Raw genomic sequence first — 16867 nt, 5'->3', positions numbered from 1 at the left:
CTAGTGCACTCGGAACCGTATCGAGTCCCCGGGCCGCAGTTGGCCGATCGATGGCAGATCGGTGTCTCGAACGACGGCGATGACGGGATACCCGCCCGTCACCGGGTGATCGGCGAGGAAGAGGACGGGCTTGCCGTTCGGTGGAACCTGAAGGGCGCCGGGAACCATGCCCTCGCTGAGTAGCTCGTCGGTCCGCGCTCGTTCCAGCGGCGTCCGACCGTCGAGCTTGACCCCGACGCGATTCGAATCGATGGTTGCCGTCCATACCTGGCTCGCCAGGACATGGAGTGCCTCGGAGGTGAACCAGTCCTGGCGCGGACCGAGGTTCACCGACACTTCGATGTGCCCGGTTCGGTCCGGGGGTGGTGCCAATTCCGTTGCAGGCCAACGTGACTGCGCATCACCGATCGCGAGGACGTCACCTTCCGTCAGTGGTGCCGGACCGAGCCCCGACATCGTGTCGGTGGACCTGCTCCCGAGAACCGTGGCGACGTCGAATCCACCGCGCGCAGCGATATAGCTGCGGAGTCCCGAAGTTGGTGTCGCCACTGACAATTCGTCCCCGTCGGACAGATGCAGCGTGTTGTACATCGCCCCCGCGATGCCGTTGACGGTGATACTGCCCGAAGCGCCGGTGACCGCTACGGCGACCGATCCCTGCACGCGAATCAGCACGCCGCCCATCGTTGCCTCGAGCGTTGCAGCGTCGACGGTGTTGCCCACCAACCTGTTGGCGGCGTCGTGCGAGCGGAGGTCTGCAGCGCCGGATCTTCCGACGCCGATCGACGCGTGACCGGGACGGCCTCGATCCTGCACGGTGCACAGTGGCCCTGGACGCAGTATCTCGACGGCTTTCACGACTGCTGGAACCTGACCTTCGTGCCGGGTTGTAGCCGCGCGGGTGGTGAGCCGCTCTCGTCCCACAGGACCGCATCGGTGGTCCCGATCAGCTGCCATCCACCTGGGGAACTGCGTGGGTAGATACCCGAGAACTCGCCGGCAAGTCCGACCGAGCCTGCAGGGACCGAAGTGCGAGGTTCGGAGCGGCGAGGAACATGCAGGCGGTCGTCGGGGCCGACGAGATAGCCGAACCCAGGTGCGAACCCGCCGAATGCGACGGTCCAGATCCGACCCGTGTGCGCTGCCACGACTTCCGGCGTCGACAGACCGGTGTGTCTGGCAACATCGTCGAGATCCGGACCGTCGTAGCTGACTGCAATCGTCACCGCGTCGGCCTTCGCTTCACTGTCCTCGGTTACTGGTTCGACCGAGCGAATCCACGTCACGATCCGTTCTCGCTCGCCCCGGAATCGCACCAGAACTGTCCAGGCGGCCGGGACCAGATCCTCGACGTCGACGGGGGCCGTCGCGTGCAGTGAACGGAAGAAGGACATCGTCTCGCGCAGGTCGCCGTACTCGATCAGTACGGCATGTTCACCTGCATCCCGGACGATCATCAGACAAAGGGTGAGATCGCGATACCGTTGTCGGACAGTATCTTCCGGACTGCGACAGCCATGTCGACCGCGCCCGGTGTGTCTCCGTGTACACACACCGATTCCGCGGAGACGGCGACGGTGGTGCCGTCGATCGACTCGACTGTTCCTTCCCTGACGAGCTGGAGTATGCGCGTTGCGACCATGACAGGATCGGACAGGATGGCGCCGGCCTCACGTCGGGACACCAACTCACCCGCGGGTGTGTAAGCACGGTCGGCGAAGGCCTCCGCCACGGTCCGCAAACCGGCCGCCTCGGCTTCCTCGAGGAACACCGACCCTGCCAGACCGAGGACGGGGAGCGTCGAATCGTAGATTCGGACGGCGTCGACGACAGCCTTCGCCTGGTCCCGATTCGTCACTACGGCGTTGTAGAGCGCGCCGTGCGGTTTCACGTAGGCGATGGCCGAACCTGCTGCCTGACTGAGTCCGTCGAGGGCCCCCATCTGATACAGCACGTCGGCAGTCAGATCAGCAGCTTCGATGTCGATGAATCTTCGCCCGAAACCGGCGAGGTCGTGGTAGCCGACCTGAGCACCGATACGGACGGTCTTGCCTGCAGCGGCTCGGCAGGTCGCCAGAATCGTCTGTGGGTCACCTGCATGGAATCCGCAGGCAATATTGGCGCTGGTCACCACCGCCAGCATTGCATCGTCGTTACCGAGCTTCCACGTTCCGAAGCTCTCGCCGAGGTCTGAGTTGATATCGATGGATGTCATCGGCTTCGAGTCTAGGCGAGAACGACGCGACCGGAGTCGGCCTTCCGGCGAGACCCCACCACGCGGCAGATGAGGTAGATGACGAACGAGATGGTCGTGACAAATGTCGAGACGGGAACACCGGGTGCGAGCGAGAGCATAATGCCACCCACAGCTGCGATCTCGGCGAACAGAATGGACAACAGCGTCGCCTTGAGCGGGCTCGCAGTCACACGCGCAGCAGCGGCCGCGGGCGTGATGAGCAACGACAACACGAGCAGCGCACCGACGATCTGAACGCCGAGCGCACACGCGACTCCGACCAGAACTGCGAACACGACGGAGAGCCCACGGACCGGGACGCCGCGCGCCAGCGCAACTTCCGGGTCGGTACTGGCGAACAACAGGGGACGGTAGACGACCGCGAGCACGATGAGGACCAACACTGCGCACACGAGCAGAAGCTGAATCCCGCTCTGCCCCACGCCGACGATCTGACCGATCAGGAGCGAGAAGCTCGTGCCGGTTCGACCCGGATACAGCCAGATGAACAACACCGACAATCCCAGCCCGAACGACATGATGACACCGATCACCGAGTCGCGATCCCGAGCCTTGGAGCCGAGCAGGGCGAACATCACCGCGGCGACGACCGAGCCGATGATTGCTCCGAGCCCGACAGTGATACCGACGAGCAAAGCTGCCGACGCGCCGGTCAACGACAATTCACTCGAACCGTGCACCGCGAACGCCCACTGCCTACTGACGATCAGCGGCCCGAGGGCACCGGAGAGGAGACCGAGAATGGCCGCCGCGAGGAGTGCCTGCTGCACGAAGTCGTAGCTCAACAAGTTCGCCGTCGTGCTGAAGTCGAAAATTTTGGAGAGGGCGTCGACCACTTTCTCGTTCATTCAGAGATCCTCGGTCGGTGGATGGTGCGCACCCGCAGAGCCGAGAGCGTCGATGGAATCTCCGGTGCCGACGACGACGAGCCGTCCGCGCACCTTCAGAACTTCCACCTCGGTTCCGTACAACTCCGAGAGCACTTCGGTCGTCATGACATCAGCAGGTGCGCCGATACGGAACTTGCCGTCGACGATGTAGACGATGCGGTCCACCAGCGGCAGAATCGGATTGATCTCGTGCGTCACGAACAGCACCGCCGTGTCGTGCTCCCGCCGTCGCCGATCGATGAGACCGGACACGAGACCTTGATTCGCCAAATCGAGGCTGAGCAGAGGTTCGTCGCACAGCAACACCGTCGGGTTGCCGACCAGCGCCTGGGCGATGCGTAAACGCTGCTGCTCGCCTCCCGACATCGTCCCGACCGGCGCACCAGCGAAAGCATTGGCGTCGACCTGGTCGATCGCATGCTGCACGACACGCGTGCGCTCACGCATTCCGCGAAGACCGAGCCCCCAACGATGACCGTCCCAGCCGAGACCGACGAGATCACGCCCACGCAGCGGCAGGCCGTCGTCGATGCTGCGCTGCTGGGGGATGTAACCGACACCGGACTGACCTTTGCGGACAGGCTCTCCCGCAATTGCCGCAGTCCCCGTCGTCAAATGGTTCTGGCCGAGCAGCACCTTCAGCAGCGAAGTCTTACCCGAACCGTTCGGTCCGAGGACAGCTACGAACTCACCGCTCTCCACCGCGAGATCGAGGTTCCGCCACAACGTGCGCTCCCCGAACGCCAGTCCGGCATCGCGCAGTTCTACAGCAGGCATGAACTACAGCTTTCCAGCCCTGACCCGACAGTCGTTCCGCGGGTTCCACTCCCGGTTGTCAGGGTCGTCATGCTCAGGACGCCGACGCCAGCGCAGCTTCGAGATCCTCAGCCGCCTGCGTCTGCCACTCGATGTATGTCTTGCCCTCGGGCAGCGTCTCGGTCACCTCGACGACGGGGATTCCGGCGGCCTCGGCGGTGGAGCGGATGTCCTGGGTGACAGCGTCCTGCGTCTGAATGTTGTAGACGAGGACCCGAACGGACTTCGACGTCAAGAGATCGCGAGTAGCCGCGATGGACGCCGGCGACGGATCGTTGCCCGATTCGAGGGCGTTCTTGAAGTCCTCGGGTGTCCGATCGTCGAGGCCGGACTCTTCGATCAGGTAGTGCGCGATCGGTTCCGTCTGTGCGACAGGTGCATTGGCATGCTCGACGGCGATCTTGTTCGTCACGTCGGTGATGCGATGGACCTGATCGTGGAACGTTTCGGCGTTCGCGGTGTACTGGGCGGCGTTGTCGGGGTCGAGCTGGCCGAGCTTGTCGGCGATCGACTCCGCGGTGGATGCGGCAACCTCCGCGTCGAACCAGACGTGCTCGTTGGCGTCGCCATGGCTGTGGTCGTGACCGTCGGTGGAGTCGGTGGAGCCGTTCGTGGCCGCTTCTTCGCCGTCGTGTGCATGGCCTGAATCGACGAGGTCGTACGCGTTGACCGACGGCACGTTCTTCCCCTCCGAGCCGAGGATGTCATCGATGAACTCGTCGTATCCGCCACCGTTGTATACGACGAGTGACGCCTCGGCCACCTTCGCGGCATCGCCGGCGCTGGCCTCGTAGGAGTGCGGATCTGCCGACGGGTCGGCAATGATCGATTCCACCGACGCGAGGTCTCCCGCGACGGATTGCGCGACGCTGCCCCACACGTTGGTCGAGGCCACGATGGTGATCGGGCCGTCGATTGCGGTGGCAGGCGCCGAAGAATTGGATGTGCTCGTCTCCGAACTGCATGCGGTCATGGCCAGTGCGGCGGCGCAGGTGAGTCCTACGAGAGCGGTAGTCGAGCGGGCGAGTTGTCGCACTGGGGACCCCTTGAGTCGAAGCTTGCGGAAGCGAGATATTCGCCTAGTTGGAAATGGTTACCGTTGTACTCTAGCGATTAGGCGGTTCTCGATCGAATCGGGTACCCGGGCGCCGAATTTCACTGCAGCGACCTTTTCCGGCTAACGTCCCCGTATGTCCAGGTCGAGCGAGCCGCGCCGCCCCGCCACTTTGGCCTCCATCGCTGCCGACCTGAAGGTGTCGCGCACCACAGTGTCGAACGCCTACAACCGGCCCGACCAGCTCTCACCCGAACTTCGCGAGCGCGTTCTCATGGCAGCCAAACGGCGCGGATACGCAGGTCCGGACCCGCTCGCTCGCTCGCTTCGCACTCGTAAGGCGGGCGCGGTCGGCCTCGTACTTACCGAGGCACTCAGCTACTCCTTCCGGGACCCCGCCGCCATGGCGTTCTTGGCCGGGCTCGCCGAATCCTGCGAAGCCGCAGGTCAAGGCCTGCTGCTGATTCCAGCAGGGCCCGATCGAGATGAGACTGCGGCCGCCGCCGTCGTGCAACAAGCAGGGGTCGACGGCTTCGTCGTCTATTCCGTCGCCGACGACGACCCTTACCTGATGGCCGTCCGCGAGCGGCACCTACCGATTGTCATCTGCGACCAACCACGAGGGGTGCCGGAGGCCGCACTCGTCGGCATCGACGATCGAGCCGCGATGAAAATGATCGCCGAGCAGATCATTGCTCTTGGACACCGCCACATCGCCGTTCTCTGCATGAGACTCGGACGCGACCGTCGCGACGGCGTCGTACCGCCCGCCCGGCTCGCCGGCAGCCACTTCCATGTCCAACGGGAGCGGATCGCAGGGGTGAAGGACGCTATGAAGGACAGCGGCCTCGATCCGGAATCGCTCACCGTCGTCGAACGGTTCGAACACACCACCCGCTCCGGCCACTCCGCTGCAGCTCAGGCGCTACAAGCCAACCGTGAGGCCACCGCACTGCTCTGCACCACCGATGTTCTCGCTCTCGGCGCACTCAATTTCGCCAAGGTCGCCGGCATCGACGTTCCGGGTCAGCTCACCATTACCGGTTTCGACGGCGTGGACGACGCAATCCGCGAGAACGTCACCACCGTTCGTCAGGATGCCGAGGAGAAGGGGCGACGCGCAGGTGCGCTCCTGCTCTCCACCTCGCAGTCGGGCATCATGGCAGCCGAGTTCTTGCCGACCGAACTGGTCAAGGGTCGTACGGCGGCTCCGCCGCCCGCCTAGACCCCGGCCGCTTGACCCCGGCTAGACCGCTTGAATGGTCCACTCATGCTGACAGATCGTATGAGTGGACCATTCAAGCGATTGTGGGCATAGCGATTGCGGGCAAAGCGACTACGAGCCCACTCAGGCGCTGAGCAAACTCGCACACCTGAGCAGACCGAGGTGGCTGTAGGCCTGGGGATGGTTGCCCAGTGAGCGTTCGGCGACGGGGTCGTATTCCTCACTGAGCAGGCCGGTCGGACCGGCCGCGCTGACGAGTTGGGCGAACAGGGCCTCGGCTTCGGATCGCTGCCCGATGAGTAGGTATGCCTCGACCAGCCACGCCGCGCACAGATGGAATCCACCCTCGCCGCCGGGCAATCCGTCGTCGTGGTGGTAGCGGTACACGGTCGACCCGCTACGCAGTTCGGCTTCGGTTGCCGTCACGGTCGCCGCGAACCGTGAGTCGGTCGGATCGATCAGCCCGGAGAGACCGATGTGCAGGGTCGCTGCGTCGAGGTCGGTGCCTTCGTAGGCTGCGGTGAAGGACCGGACTTCTTCGTTCCAACCCTTGTCGATGACCTCGGCATGGATCTGCTCGCGCAGACCGGCCCAGCTCGGTTCGGCTTCCCGACCGAACGAGGCGGCGAGGGTAAGCGCCCGATCGATGGTCATCCAGCCCATGACCTTGGAGTACACGTGGTGGCGGGGTGTCCCGCGGATCTCCCAGATGCCGTGGTCGGGTTCGTCCCATCGGCGCTCGACGGCTTCGACCATCGAGCGGACCAGACTCCAATCGTCGTCGGACAAGGCCTCTTTCCCGGCCAGGCCCTGAGACTGGCGGGCATGCGCGAGGGAAGAGACGAGGTCGACGATCGGCCCGAACACGTCGAGCTGTACTTGCTGGTTGGCTGCGTTTCCGACGCGGACCGGGCGCGAGCCTGCGTATCCGGGAAGCTCGTCGATGACGGCCTCGGACGGCAGACCGAGACCACGGATCGTGTACAGCGGATGTAGTCGTTCGGGGCCAGGCACGGACTCCAGGACCTCGTGGATCCATCCGAGGTATCCCTCGGCTTCGGACGTCGAGCCGAGGTTGACCAGCGCGGAAGCGGTGAGTGCCGCGTCGCGCAGCCAGCAGTAGCGGTAGTCCCAGTTGCGCACGCCGCCGATCTCTTCGGGTAGCGACGTGGTTGCGGCTGCCATGATCGAGCCGGAGTCGGCGTGAACGAGTCCACGGAGCGTCAGGGCGGATCGTTTCATCAAATCCGGTTTGAGTGGCGGCAGGTTCAGGGCATCGACCCAGTCCTTCCAGTAGGCCTCGGCCTGTGCCCGGCGCTCCGGTTCCGGTAGCGCAGACGGGCCGAGATCCTCGCAGCCCAAACGTAATTCGAGAACGACAGGTCCACCGATCGGGTCGATCTCGGCGTGCGCGGTCTGTTGCGCGCCATCGGAGACGACGTTCCATTTTACGCCGGGACTGCGCAGGACCATCGGCTCCGCTGTGCCGGAGATCCGAAGTCCGTCCTCTTCGGGTTCGAGCTGAACCCATACTTTGCCGAATTCGGGTCGGGGTGCGAACGTCACGATCGCGGTGGCCTTGCCGGTGACGACGCGGGTGAGCGAGGTCTGCCCGATTGCGACGTCGTGCGGGAGGTAGTCGGTGACCTGCAGGCTCGACCATTTGGTCTGGACGGTCATGGTGCCATCGACGTATTGCTGGCTCAGCGGCAAGGCAGTGCGCTTTGGACCGATGCTGAAGTGCCCGGCCTCGTTGCCGCCGAGGAGGTGCGCGAAAATCGCTGCCGAGTCCGGTTCGGGATGGCAGAGCCATGTCAGGTTCGCATCGGGAGTCACCAGCGCGACGGCATTGGGGCTGGCGAGCATCGTGAGCCGCTCGATGCGAGGAGCATCGGCGCCGGAGAGCCACCGGCGACGCTCTTCGAGTAGGAATGCCAGTGCGAGCGAGACCTGCTCGGTGCTGTCGATGTGGTACTCGGCGAGACTGTCGCCTGGGCCTATCTTGACGCCGACGTCGGGGCCGTGCAGGCGGGTGAAGGCCTTCTCGTCGGTGACATCGTCGCCGAAGAACACCGCAGCCGTCGCACCCTCCTGATGCCGGAGGATGTCGAGGGCGTCACCCTTGTCGGTGACGATGACAGCGAGTTCGATGACGGACTTGCCTTCGGTCACCTGCACACCTTCGCGCAGCGCCACGCCGTCGCGCACCGCAACGAGAGCAGCTTCCGCGTCGGCCGAGTCTGCATTTCGGACATGTAGTGCAGCACTCGCGGGCTTGGTCTCGACGGTCACACCGGGGAATCGGGCGGCGATCGAGGTCATCTCCTCGGCGATATCCTGCAGAAGTCGCTTGGCCTGGTCGTCGATTGCATTGATGAATCCGACGTCGAATTCGCTGCCGTGGCTACCGACGAGTTGAACCTCGGCAGGGAGCCTGGACAGTGTGGCCAGATCGCGGAGGGCGCGACCGGAGATTACGGCGGCCTTCGTCGCGGCGAGACTCGCCAATCCGCGCATAGCGGTGACGGACTCCGCATGTGGAAATGCCTTCGACGGATCGGAGACGATGGGCGCCATCGTCCCGTCGTAGTCGGAGGCGACGAGCAGGCGAGGCGTCCGGGCCACGGCCATGAGGGCGCGGCGAAGTTCAACCGGTAGATCCAAAGCAATCACGGAACGAATCTAGGCGATGCGAGCCGATCCGGCTCACTCGGACGCCCACGCTCAGTAGAGGGGCTTGGAGTCACCAAGTAGCAAATCGACGGTCAGTTCGAGTCGAGCGGCGACGTCGGTGGCCGACGAACGACGGGTCAACCACGCGACGAGATTGGACAGCCAGACGTCACTGATGACGCGAGCGATGCTGAGCTGCAGTTCCGTTGGCTCGCCGTCGCTCATCGCTTTGGCGAACAGTCGGTCCATCAATCGGCCGACCTGGTCCACCTCGGCGGCAGCGGACGCGTCCGCGAACATGAAAGCGCGAGTCATTGCTTCAGTGAGTAAAGGATCACGTTGCATCGCGCGTGTGATCTGCCCCAGAATCAGGTGCATCCTCTCCTGCGGCGTTTGGCCGGGCGGGAGTTTGCGACGGGAGTCGATCTTTTCGAATTCACGGGAGAGGGCTGAAACCAGCAGGTGCACTTTGGAGGGAAAGTATCGGTACAGCGTTCCGACCGCGACGTCGGCACGCTCGGCGACGGCGCGCATCTGAACGGCTTCGTAACCGCCTTTGGAGGCGAGAGCCAAGGTCGAATCGAGAATTCGCTTGCGGCGTTCGCGCTGCGCATTGGAACTCAGGTCGTCGTCGGTGAGGACGCCGACCGAACGTAGTGGTGTAGCCGTGTTGGTTTCATTCACGGCCGTTCCTCTGTTCTTGTCGGCATTGGTCGCCGAACGCGACCGAGAAGATGTGGTCATCGACGTTGTCCTTCGCACCTTGACTCTGAACCAGCTACCGTATTAGAACACGTTCTAGACAAAAAAGTCATCATGAAGAGTAGGGAACAGCATTGTGACAATTGCCACCACCGACGATCAGCGCGACGTCCAACAGTCGATTCGGTCGTGGGCTGCCACTACCGATCCCATGCGGACGCTACGCGCCGACGAGCAGTCGGGTTGGCGCTCGCACTGGCGCGGGCTCGCTGAACTGGGCGTGTTCTCCGTTGCCGTTCCCGAGTCGGTGGGCGGCGTCGGCGGCACGGTCGCGGACCTCGCGGCGATGCTCGAGGAAACGTCGACGGCCCTCGTCGGCGGCCCCGTGCTGTCGACGGCACTGGCCGCTCTCGTGGTCGGCCGGAGCGCGGGACCTGCGGCGGCGCGGTGGGGTGCCGATCTCTGCGAAGGCGCACTTCCCTGCGCCGTAGTGCTGTCCGACGCGCCGGTCGCAGCCCGCCGCGACGGCGACACATTGCTCCTCGACGGCACTGCGGATATTGCCTTCGGTGCGGCAGATGGCGTCGGCGTGCTGTTGCCTGCAACGGTCGACGGCGAGACGGTCTGGTGCATGCTCGGAATCGATACGCCGGGTCTGAAGATCGAGTCGTTGCTCGGCGTCGATCGCAGTGTCCCGGTAGCCCGGCTGACTCTCCAGGATGTCGCGGTCGATCCGGATTCGGTCCTGTCCGACGTCTCGACGTCGTACGTTCTCGATCTGGCGGCCACGCTCGCTGCTGCGGATGCCGCAGGCGTCGCCGGGTGGGCGCTGCGTACCGCTGTCGAGCACGCCAAGATGCGCGAGCAGTTCGGTGCACCGATCGGCAGCTTCCAGGCGATCAAGCATCTGTGCGCCGAAATGCTGTGCCGGGTGGAGAAGACGCGCGCCGCCGCATGGGACGCTGCGGTGGCAGTGGACTCCGCGGCAGAGGAACACCCACTGGCTGCCGCTGTGGCTGCCGCGATCGCTCTCGATGCCGCAGTGAACAACGCCAAGGACGCGATCCAGATCCTCGGCGGTATCGGATTCACGTGGGAGCATGACGCGCATTTCTATCTGCGGCGCGCCCTGTCCATCCGGCAGTTGCTCGGCGGTACGTCTCGTTGGCGGATGCGCGTGACGGACCTGACCCGCGCCGGCGTGCGACGCCACCTGAGCGTCGACCTCGGCGAGGCCGAGAATCGACGTGAGGATGTTCGCGCGGAGGTACGCGCGGTGGCAGACGCGGAGGATCCTCGTCGCACACTGGCAGAGTCGGGGCTTGCTGCCGCGCATTGGCCGCAACCTCACGGCCGGGACGCAAGTGCAGCGGAGCAACTTCTCTACGCGGAGGAGATGGCTGCGGCCGGTCTCGAGATTCCTGATCTGGTCATCGGCTGGTGGGCTGTTCCGACGATTCTCGAACACGGAACCGCCGAGCAGATCGAGCGTTTCGCGGGCCCGACACTGCATGGGGACATTCGCTGGTGCCAACTGTTCAGCGAGCCGGAGGCCGGCTCTGATCTGGCGGCATTGCGGACCACGGCGACGAAGGTCGATGGAGGCTGGAAGCTCAAGGGCCACAAGATTTGGACTTCGCTCGCTCAGCAGGCCGATTGGGGAATCTGCCTTGCCCGCACCGACCGTGACGTCCCGAAGCACAAGGGAATCAGCTACTTCGTTCTCGATATGACCTCGCCTGGTATTCGTATCGAGCCGCTGCGGGAAATCACCGGTGACGCAGTGTTCAACGAGGTGTTCCTCGACGATGTCTTCGTCCCGGACGATTGCCTCGTCGGAGATCTGAACGGCGGCTGGAAGCTTGCCAGGACCACCCTGGCCAACGAGCGGGTTGCGATGAGCAGCGGCTCGACGCTCGGTTCCGCGCTCGAGGACGTTGTCGAGGCGACGTCGTCCAGCACCGATCCCGGTGTCTCGGATGCGCTGGGCGGGCTCGTCGCGAACGGACTGGTGGGTTCACTGCTCGAGTTCCGATCGACGCTTCGGCGACTCGGTGGGCAGGATCCCGGGGCAGAATCCTCCGTTCGCAAGCTCGTCGGCGTGCGTCATCGGCAGGACCTCGCGGAATTCGCGTTGGAGGTCTCGGGGCAGGCCGGGGTCATCGAGGGACCCTTGGCAAAAGAGATGTTGCTGACTCGCTGCTTGTCGATTGCGGGCGGCACCTCACAGATCCTGCTGACCGTCGCTGCCGAGAGGATTCTCGGTCTGCCTCGCTGACTGCTGGTATATCCGTACCGATGGTGTTAAAAATAGAACAGGTTCTACCGAAGAACTCTTCGGTTCATCTTCCGTAGGCAGGATCAAGGCGTGGACTTCACCAGAAACTCCGATCAATCGACGGTCGCGGAGATGATCTCCGGATTGCTCGCTCGCGACTCCGAGCCCGAAGCATTGTGGACGGCGCTGTCCGAGGCAGGGCTGTTCCAGATGGTGCTGCCCGAGGATCTCGGCGGCGACGGACTCGGATTGCCGGAAGCGGCGACGGTTCTGACCGAGCTCGGTAAGGCCGCGGCAGTCGGACCGGCACTTGCGACCCTCGGGTTCGGCATCATCCCGCTCACGCGACTCGCGGAACCGGCTCTGATCCGTGACACCGTCGGCTCGGGCCGCATTCTGACGGCGGCGCTCATGGAACCCGGGGCGCCGTTCCCCGCGGAACCGAAGACGAAAGCCGTTCCCGACGGCGATCTCATGCGTGTGAGCGGGACCAAGATCGCGGTCCCGTATGCCGAGCAGGCGTACCGCATCCTGGTGCCGACGTCCGAAGGTGTCGTATTGGTCGACCCCTCTGCGGAGGGTGTTCGGCTCGTGCCGACCCCGTCTTCGAGTGGCGATCCCGAGTATGCGATCGAATTCGATTCGGCACCGGGACAATTCGTTACCGAGAACATTGCCGAGCTCTATCGGATCGCGATCGCGGCCATCGGAGCAGTCGCTGACGGACTGGCTGCGGGAGCAGCGGCGCTCACCGCGTCGCACTTGGCAAGCCGTCATCAGTTCGGCAAGCCGCTGGCAACGTTTCAAGCCGTTGCAGGCGAGATCGCCGATGTATATGTGACGGCTCGGACCATTCATGTCGCTGCTGTGTCGGCGGTGTGGCAGGCCTCGCAGGAGAAGCCGAGCCGGCCGGGCGATGCCGATGTACTCGCGTATTGGATCGCCGCCGAGCTGCCTGCCGCCATGCAGGCCTGTCATCATCTGCACGGCGGCATCGGAGTGGACGTCACGTATCCGATGCACCGATACTATTCGGCTGCAAAGGATCTTGCGCGGCTCGTCGGTGGTGCCTCCTACCGGCTCGATCTGGTGGGCGCCTCGATTCAGCGCGAGGACGTACTCGAATCGGTCGCGGTCTCCTCCGAGGCAACCGGCGAGTCACCCTTCGTCGAATTGACCGAAGAGCAGCAGAAGCTGCAGCAAACCCTGCGAACGTATTTCGCCGATCTCGTCAGTGACGAGGACGCCGAGATCATGATGACCGAGCGGCACGGCAAGACGTACCGCGCGATCATCGAACGGATGGGCACCGACGGGTGGCTCGGAGTCGGTTGGCCGAAGGAGTTCGGCGGACACGGGTTCGGTGACGTCGAGCAGTCGATCTTCGTGAACGAGGCTGCGCGCGCTGACATTCCGCTCCCTGCCGTGACCTTGCAGACTGTCGGTCCGACACTGCAGAAGTACGGAACCGAGGTCCAGAAGGACAAGTTCCTCAAGTCGATCCTCGCCGGTGAGGTCCATTTCGCGATCGGTTACACCGAGCCCGAGGCGGGAACCGACCTCGCCTCGCTGCGCACCACAGCTGTGCGCGACGGCGACGAGTACATCGTCAACGGACAGAAGATTTTCACCACGGGCGGGCACGATGCGGACTACGTCTGGCTCGCTGTGCGCACGGGGCCGGCGGATTCGCGTCACCGCGGAATCTCCATGCTCATCGTCGACACCACCGACCCCGGATACTCGTGGACGCCGATCATCACTCTCGACGGTGCACACCACGTCAACGCGACGTACTACAACGATGTGCGAGTTCCCGTCGACATGCTGGTGGGGGAGGAGAACGCCGGCTGGCGTCTGATCACCACCCAGCTCAACCACGAGCGCGTCATGCTCGGACCTGCCGGTAAAATCGACGGACTGTACGTCCACTTGCGCGGGTGGGCGCAGAAGCACGGAGTGCTCGACGAGCCCGACGTGCGACGCGCTCTCGGCGAGATCCATGCCACGTTCCGGATCAACGAGCTGCTGAATTGGCAGATCGCTTCGTCCACTGCGGATGCGGTCGACGTCGCCGATGCCTCGGCTACCAAAGTTTTTGCCACCGAACGGATTCAACGCGTCGGGCGGCTTGCCGAGGAGCTGATCGGTCGACACGGAAACCCTCTCGATCCCGACACTGCCAAGCTCATGGCCTGGCTGGACAAGCAGGTCAAGCGCAATGTGGTCATCACGTTCGGTGGAGGAGTGAACGAAGTGATGCGGGAACTGATCGCAACATCCGGTCTCGGACTGCCCAGGGTCGTGCGATGAGCGAATCGATCAGCGAAGCAGCGGATCGTATTGCGGCAGCGGGGGAATGCGCGCCTCGCGCGGGGCGGGACCCGATCAATCAACCGATGATCAACAACTGGGTCGAAGCGATCGGCGACGCGAACCCCATCTACGTCGATGCCGGCGCTGCTCGCGCGGCCGGTCACCAGGGCGTCGTCGCGCCTCCTGCAATGGCACAGGTGTGGACGATGGGCGGATTGCATTACACGCGCTCGTCCGACGACCCGCTCGGGCTGATGATGGGCATACTCGACGACGCCGGATTCACCTCCGTCGTGGCGACCAATTGTGATCAGACCTATCACCGTTATCTCGAGCTCGGTGAAGAAGTCACGGTCACAACGAAACTCGACAATGTCGTCGGTCCGAAGAAGACCGGTCTCGGTCTCGGCTGGTTCGTCACCACACGCAACATCTGGTACGTGGGTGATGAGGCCGTCGCCGAGATGGTCTTCCGGGTACTCAAGTTCGCACCGGAAGCCAAGCCGGCCGCCGACGACGTGTCGGAGGCGATTCGTCCGGTCGTATCCCAGGAGACCGAGTTCTTCTGGGAGGGAGCACGAGTAGGCGAACTGAGGATTCAGCGGGTCGAGGACGGCTCGCTGCGGCATCCCCCGATTCCGGCGATCTGGCAGGACAAGGCCGCACCGATCGACTACGTGGTCGCGAGCGGTAAGGGCACGGTGTTCAGCTTCGTCGTCCACCACGCACCCAAAGTGCCCGGGCGGACACTGCCTTTCGTGGTTGCTCTCGTCGAACTCGACGAGGGAGTCCGCGTACTCGGCGAGCTACGCGGAATCGAACCGTCCGAGGTCGAGGTCGGATTGCCTGTCGAGGTCGAATTCCTTCGCATCGACGAGAACTTCACACTCCCCGCATGGAAGGCGATCCGATGATTACAGCGCAGGTAGGTGACGAACTGCCCGAACTCGAGATTTTCGCCGATCCGACATTCGTAGTCTCGACGGCGTTGGCCACCAGAGACTTTCAAGATGTCCACCATGACCGCGACAAGGCGATCGAGCGCGGTTCCAAAGACATCTTCGTCAATATCCTTACCGACACCGGCCTGGTGCAGCGTTTCGTGACCGACTGGGCGGGCCCGACTGCGGTCTTCCGTTCGATCGGTCTGCGGCTGGGGGTTCCCTGGTACGCCTACGACACTTTGACGCTGCGCGGGAAGGTATCTGCCGTCACCGACGGTGAAGTGACGGTCGAGGTGACCGGCTCCGACTCTCTCGGTGATCACATCGTGGCGAAGGTGAAACTGGCATCGTCAGAGCTGACAGGGGGGAAGCCGGCATGAGCGGTTTGTCGGGCAAGGCGGCGATCGTCGGAATCGGCGCCACGGATTTCTCCAAGGACTCAGGGCGAAGCGAACTTCGACTGGCCGCCGAGGCAGTACAGGCCGCGCTGACGGATGCGGGTCTGACGCCCGCCGACGTCGACGGCCTGACGTCGTTCACGATGGACACCAACACCGAGATCGCTGTTGCACGGGCCGTCGGAATCCCGAACCTGAAGTTCTTCAGTCGAATTCACTACGGCGGTGGCGCAGCGTGTGCCACGGTTCAGCAGGCCGCGATGGCAGTTGCCACCGGAGTCGCTGATGTCGTCGTCGCGTATCGGGCATTCAACGAGCGCTCCGGCTCGCGGTTCGGACAGGTTGCTCCACATCTCGCTGCCGCGCCGACGTCCTCGGGCGTCGACGCTGGATGGGCGTATCCGCAGGGGCTCGGTACACCCGCCTCGTTCGTGGCGATGGTCGCGCGTCGGTACATGCATGTCTACGGCGCGACGAGCGAGGACTTCGGCCGAGTTGCCGTCGCCGACCGTAAACATGCGGCGAACAATCCGGCTGCGTTCTTCTACGGCAAGCCGATCACGTTGGAGGACCACCAGAATTCACGCTGGATCGCCGAACCGCTGCACCTTCTCGATTGCTGCCAGGAGTCCGATGGCGGAATTGCGATCGTCGTGACTTCGCCGGAGCGGGCGAAGGATCTGCCCAATCCGGCCGCCGTCATCACCGCGGCAGCGCAGGGAAGTGGCCCGGACCAATACATCATGACCAGCTACTACCGCGACGCGATGACAGGTCTGCCGGAGATGGGTCTGGTCGGAGATCAATTGTGGGCGCAGTCCGGTCTCACCCCGAAGGACATGCAGACGGCGGTGTTGTACGACCACTTCACGCCGTTCGTATTGATGCAGCTCGAAGAACTCGGGTTCTGTGGGCGCGGCGAGGCACGTGACTTCATCGCCGACGGTGCCATCGAACTCGGCGGACGGTTGCCCCTGAACACTCACGGTGGTCAGCTCGGTGAGGCGTACATCCACGGGATGAACGGAATTGCCGAGGGCGTCAGGCAGATTCGCGGGACTTCGGTCAACCCGGTTCCGGATGTGGAGAACGTACTCGTCACTGCAGGCACCGGTGTGCCCACCTCGGGGCTCATCCTCTCCCGAACTCAGTAACGGTTCGTGGAGTCGATGCGCAAGTAGTCGGGTACCGCTGTCGTGGAAAACTCGACTGCATGGATCGTGACGGCGTGACAGATCGCCACCCTCGAACCCACAATGCGTGTGGCGAGGGTGGTGATCTGTTTTGACGAACTACATCGGCGGCGCACGTCCG

General features: G+C 63.9%; 14 protein-coding genes and 1 pseudogene. 7 read left to right on the top strand and 8 right to left on the bottom strand.

Annotated features, from left to right (window positions below):
- The 6 genes from H2510_RS17750 to H2510_RS17725 all read right to left on the bottom strand — a co-directional run bounded on the left by H2510_RS17750 (position 1) and on the right by H2510_RS17725 (position 4936).
- Positions 1-858: a biotin-dependent carboxyltransferase family protein gene (locus tag H2510_RS17750; RefSeq protein WP_186629621.1), complete on the bottom strand. Its 858-nt coding sequence runs from the start codon at positions 856-858 to the stop codon at positions 1-3.
- Positions 855-1457 (bottom strand): allophanate hydrolase subunit 1, encoded by a 603-nt coding sequence (locus H2510_RS17745; RefSeq protein WP_186629620.1) that lies wholly within the window; start codon positions 1455-1457, stop codon positions 855-857. The genes H2510_RS17750 and H2510_RS17745 overlap by 4 nt, the downstream gene beginning before the upstream one ends.
- The gene (locus H2510_RS17740) at positions 1457-2215 is read right to left on the bottom strand and encodes a LamB/YcsF family protein (protein ID WP_186629619.1); all 759 of its coding nucleotides are present in this window, start codon (positions 2213-2215) and stop codon (positions 1457-1459) included. The genes H2510_RS17745 and H2510_RS17740 overlap by 1 nt, the downstream gene beginning before the upstream one ends.
- Positions 2216-2226: 11 nt before the next feature.
- Positions 2227-3105, bottom strand: a complete 879-nt coding sequence (locus H2510_RS17735; protein WP_186629618.1) for a metal ABC transporter permease — start codon at positions 3103-3105, stop codon at positions 2227-2229.
- Positions 3106-3924, bottom strand: a complete 819-nt coding sequence (locus tag H2510_RS17730; RefSeq protein WP_186629617.1) for a metal ABC transporter ATP-binding protein — start codon at positions 3922-3924, stop codon at positions 3106-3108.
- 73 nt (positions 3925-3997) lie between these two features.
- Entirely contained in the window at positions 3998-4936 is a 939-nt protein-coding gene (locus tag H2510_RS17725) for a metal ABC transporter solute-binding protein, Zn/Mn family (protein WP_186629720.1), read from the bottom strand.
- Between the two features lie 217 nt (positions 4937-5153).
- Between H2510_RS17725 and H2510_RS17720 the strand changes: the two genes are divergently transcribed.
- Entirely contained in the window at positions 5154-6242 is a 1089-nt protein-coding gene (locus H2510_RS17720) for a LacI family DNA-binding transcriptional regulator (protein ID WP_186629616.1), read from the top strand.
- A gap of 123 nt (positions 6243-6365) precedes the next feature.
- Here the strand turns inward: H2510_RS17720 and otsB are convergent, their stop codons facing one another.
- Positions 6366-8915, bottom strand: a complete 2550-nt coding sequence (gene otsB / locus H2510_RS17715) for a trehalose-phosphatase (RefSeq protein WP_186629615.1) — start codon at positions 8913-8915, stop codon at positions 6366-6368.
- A gap of 51 nt (positions 8916-8966) precedes the next feature.
- Positions 8967-9659 carry a cholesterol catabolism transcriptional regulator KstR gene (kstR, locus tag H2510_RS17710; protein WP_186629614.1) on the bottom strand — a complete coding sequence of 231 codons (693 nt, stop codon included), beginning with the start codon at positions 9657-9659 and terminating at the stop codon, positions 8967-8969.
- Between the two features lie 94 nt (positions 9660-9753).
- Here kstR and H2510_RS17705 point away from each other — a divergent pair, with 94 nt between their 5' ends.
- From H2510_RS17705 to H2510_RS17685, 6 genes and pseudogenes are all read left to right on the top strand, one after another.
- Positions 9754-11895: an acyl-CoA dehydrogenase gene (locus H2510_RS17705; protein WP_186629613.1), complete on the top strand. Its 2142-nt coding sequence runs from the start codon at positions 9754-9756 to the stop codon at positions 11893-11895.
- 132 nt (positions 11896-12027) lie between these two features.
- Positions 12028-12951: pseudogene (locus H2510_RS20915) on the top strand (acyl-CoA dehydrogenase family protein); the annotation flags it as partial.
- 117 nt (positions 12952-13068) lie between these two features.
- Positions 13069-14208 (top strand): acyl-CoA dehydrogenase family protein, encoded by a 1140-nt coding sequence (locus H2510_RS20910; RefSeq protein WP_261393020.1) that lies wholly within the window; start codon positions 13069-13071, stop codon positions 14206-14208.
- Entirely contained in the window at positions 14205-15125 is a 921-nt protein-coding gene (locus H2510_RS17695; protein ID WP_186629611.1) for a bifunctional MaoC family dehydratase N-terminal/OB-fold nucleic acid binding domain-containing protein, read from the top strand. Before H2510_RS20910 ends, H2510_RS17695 begins: the two co-directional genes overlap by 4 nt.
- Positions 15107-15535 (top strand): MaoC family dehydratase, encoded by a 429-nt coding sequence (locus H2510_RS17690; protein WP_261393008.1) that lies wholly within the window; start codon positions 15107-15109, stop codon positions 15533-15535. Before H2510_RS17695 ends, H2510_RS17690 begins: the two co-directional genes overlap by 19 nt.
- Positions 15532-16707 carry a lipid-transfer protein gene (locus H2510_RS17685; protein WP_186629610.1) on the top strand — a complete coding sequence of 392 codons (1176 nt, stop codon included), beginning with the start codon at positions 15532-15534 and terminating at the stop codon, positions 16705-16707. Before H2510_RS17690 ends, H2510_RS17685 begins: the two co-directional genes overlap by 4 nt.
- Positions 16708-16867: the final 160 nt, after the last annotated feature.

The organism is Rhodococcus sp. BP22 (assembly GCF_014281965.1).
Lineage (GTDB): Bacteria > Actinomycetota > Actinomycetes > Mycobacteriales > Mycobacteriaceae > Rhodococcoides.
The sequence above is the reverse complement of the archived record's forward strand: the minus strand, read 5'-3'. Positions and strand labels throughout refer to the sequence as shown.

Bases quoted from the DNA above. Each gene is read 5' to 3' on its own strand.
- H2510_RS17685 (WP_186629610.1), top strand. From the start codon at position 15,532: ATGAGCGGTTTGTCGGGCAAGGCGGCGATCGTCGGAATCGGCGCCACG.
- H2510_RS17740 (WP_186629619.1), bottom strand. From the start codon at position 2,215: ATGACATCCATCGATATCAACTCAGACCTCGGCGAGAGCTTCGGAACG.
- H2510_RS17730 (WP_186629617.1), bottom strand. From the start codon at position 3,924: ATGCCTGCTGTAGAACTGCGCGATGCCGGACTGGCGTTCGGGGAGCGC.
- H2510_RS17725 (WP_186629720.1), bottom strand. From the start codon at position 4,936: ATGACCGCATGCAGTTCGGAGACGAGCACATCCAATTCTTCGGCGCCT.
- H2510_RS17690 (WP_261393008.1), top strand. From the start codon at position 15,107: ATGGAAGGCGATCCGATGATTACAGCGCAGGTAGGTGACGAACTGCCC.
- H2510_RS17720 (WP_186629616.1), top strand. From the start codon at position 5,154: ATGTCCAGGTCGAGCGAGCCGCGCCGCCCCGCCACTTTGGCCTCCATC.
- H2510_RS17735 (WP_186629618.1), bottom strand. From the start codon at position 3,105: ATGAACGAGAAAGTGGTCGACGCCCTCTCCAAAATTTTCGACTTCAGC.
- kstR (WP_186629614.1), bottom strand. From the start codon at position 9,659: ATGACCACATCTTCTCGGTCGCGTTCGGCGACCAATGCCGACAAGAAC.
- H2510_RS17695 (WP_186629611.1), top strand. From the start codon at position 14,205: ATGAGCGAATCGATCAGCGAAGCAGCGGATCGTATTGCGGCAGCGGGG.
- H2510_RS17745 (WP_186629620.1), bottom strand. From the start codon at position 1,457: ATGATCGTCCGGGATGCAGGTGAACATGCCGTACTGATCGAGTACGGC.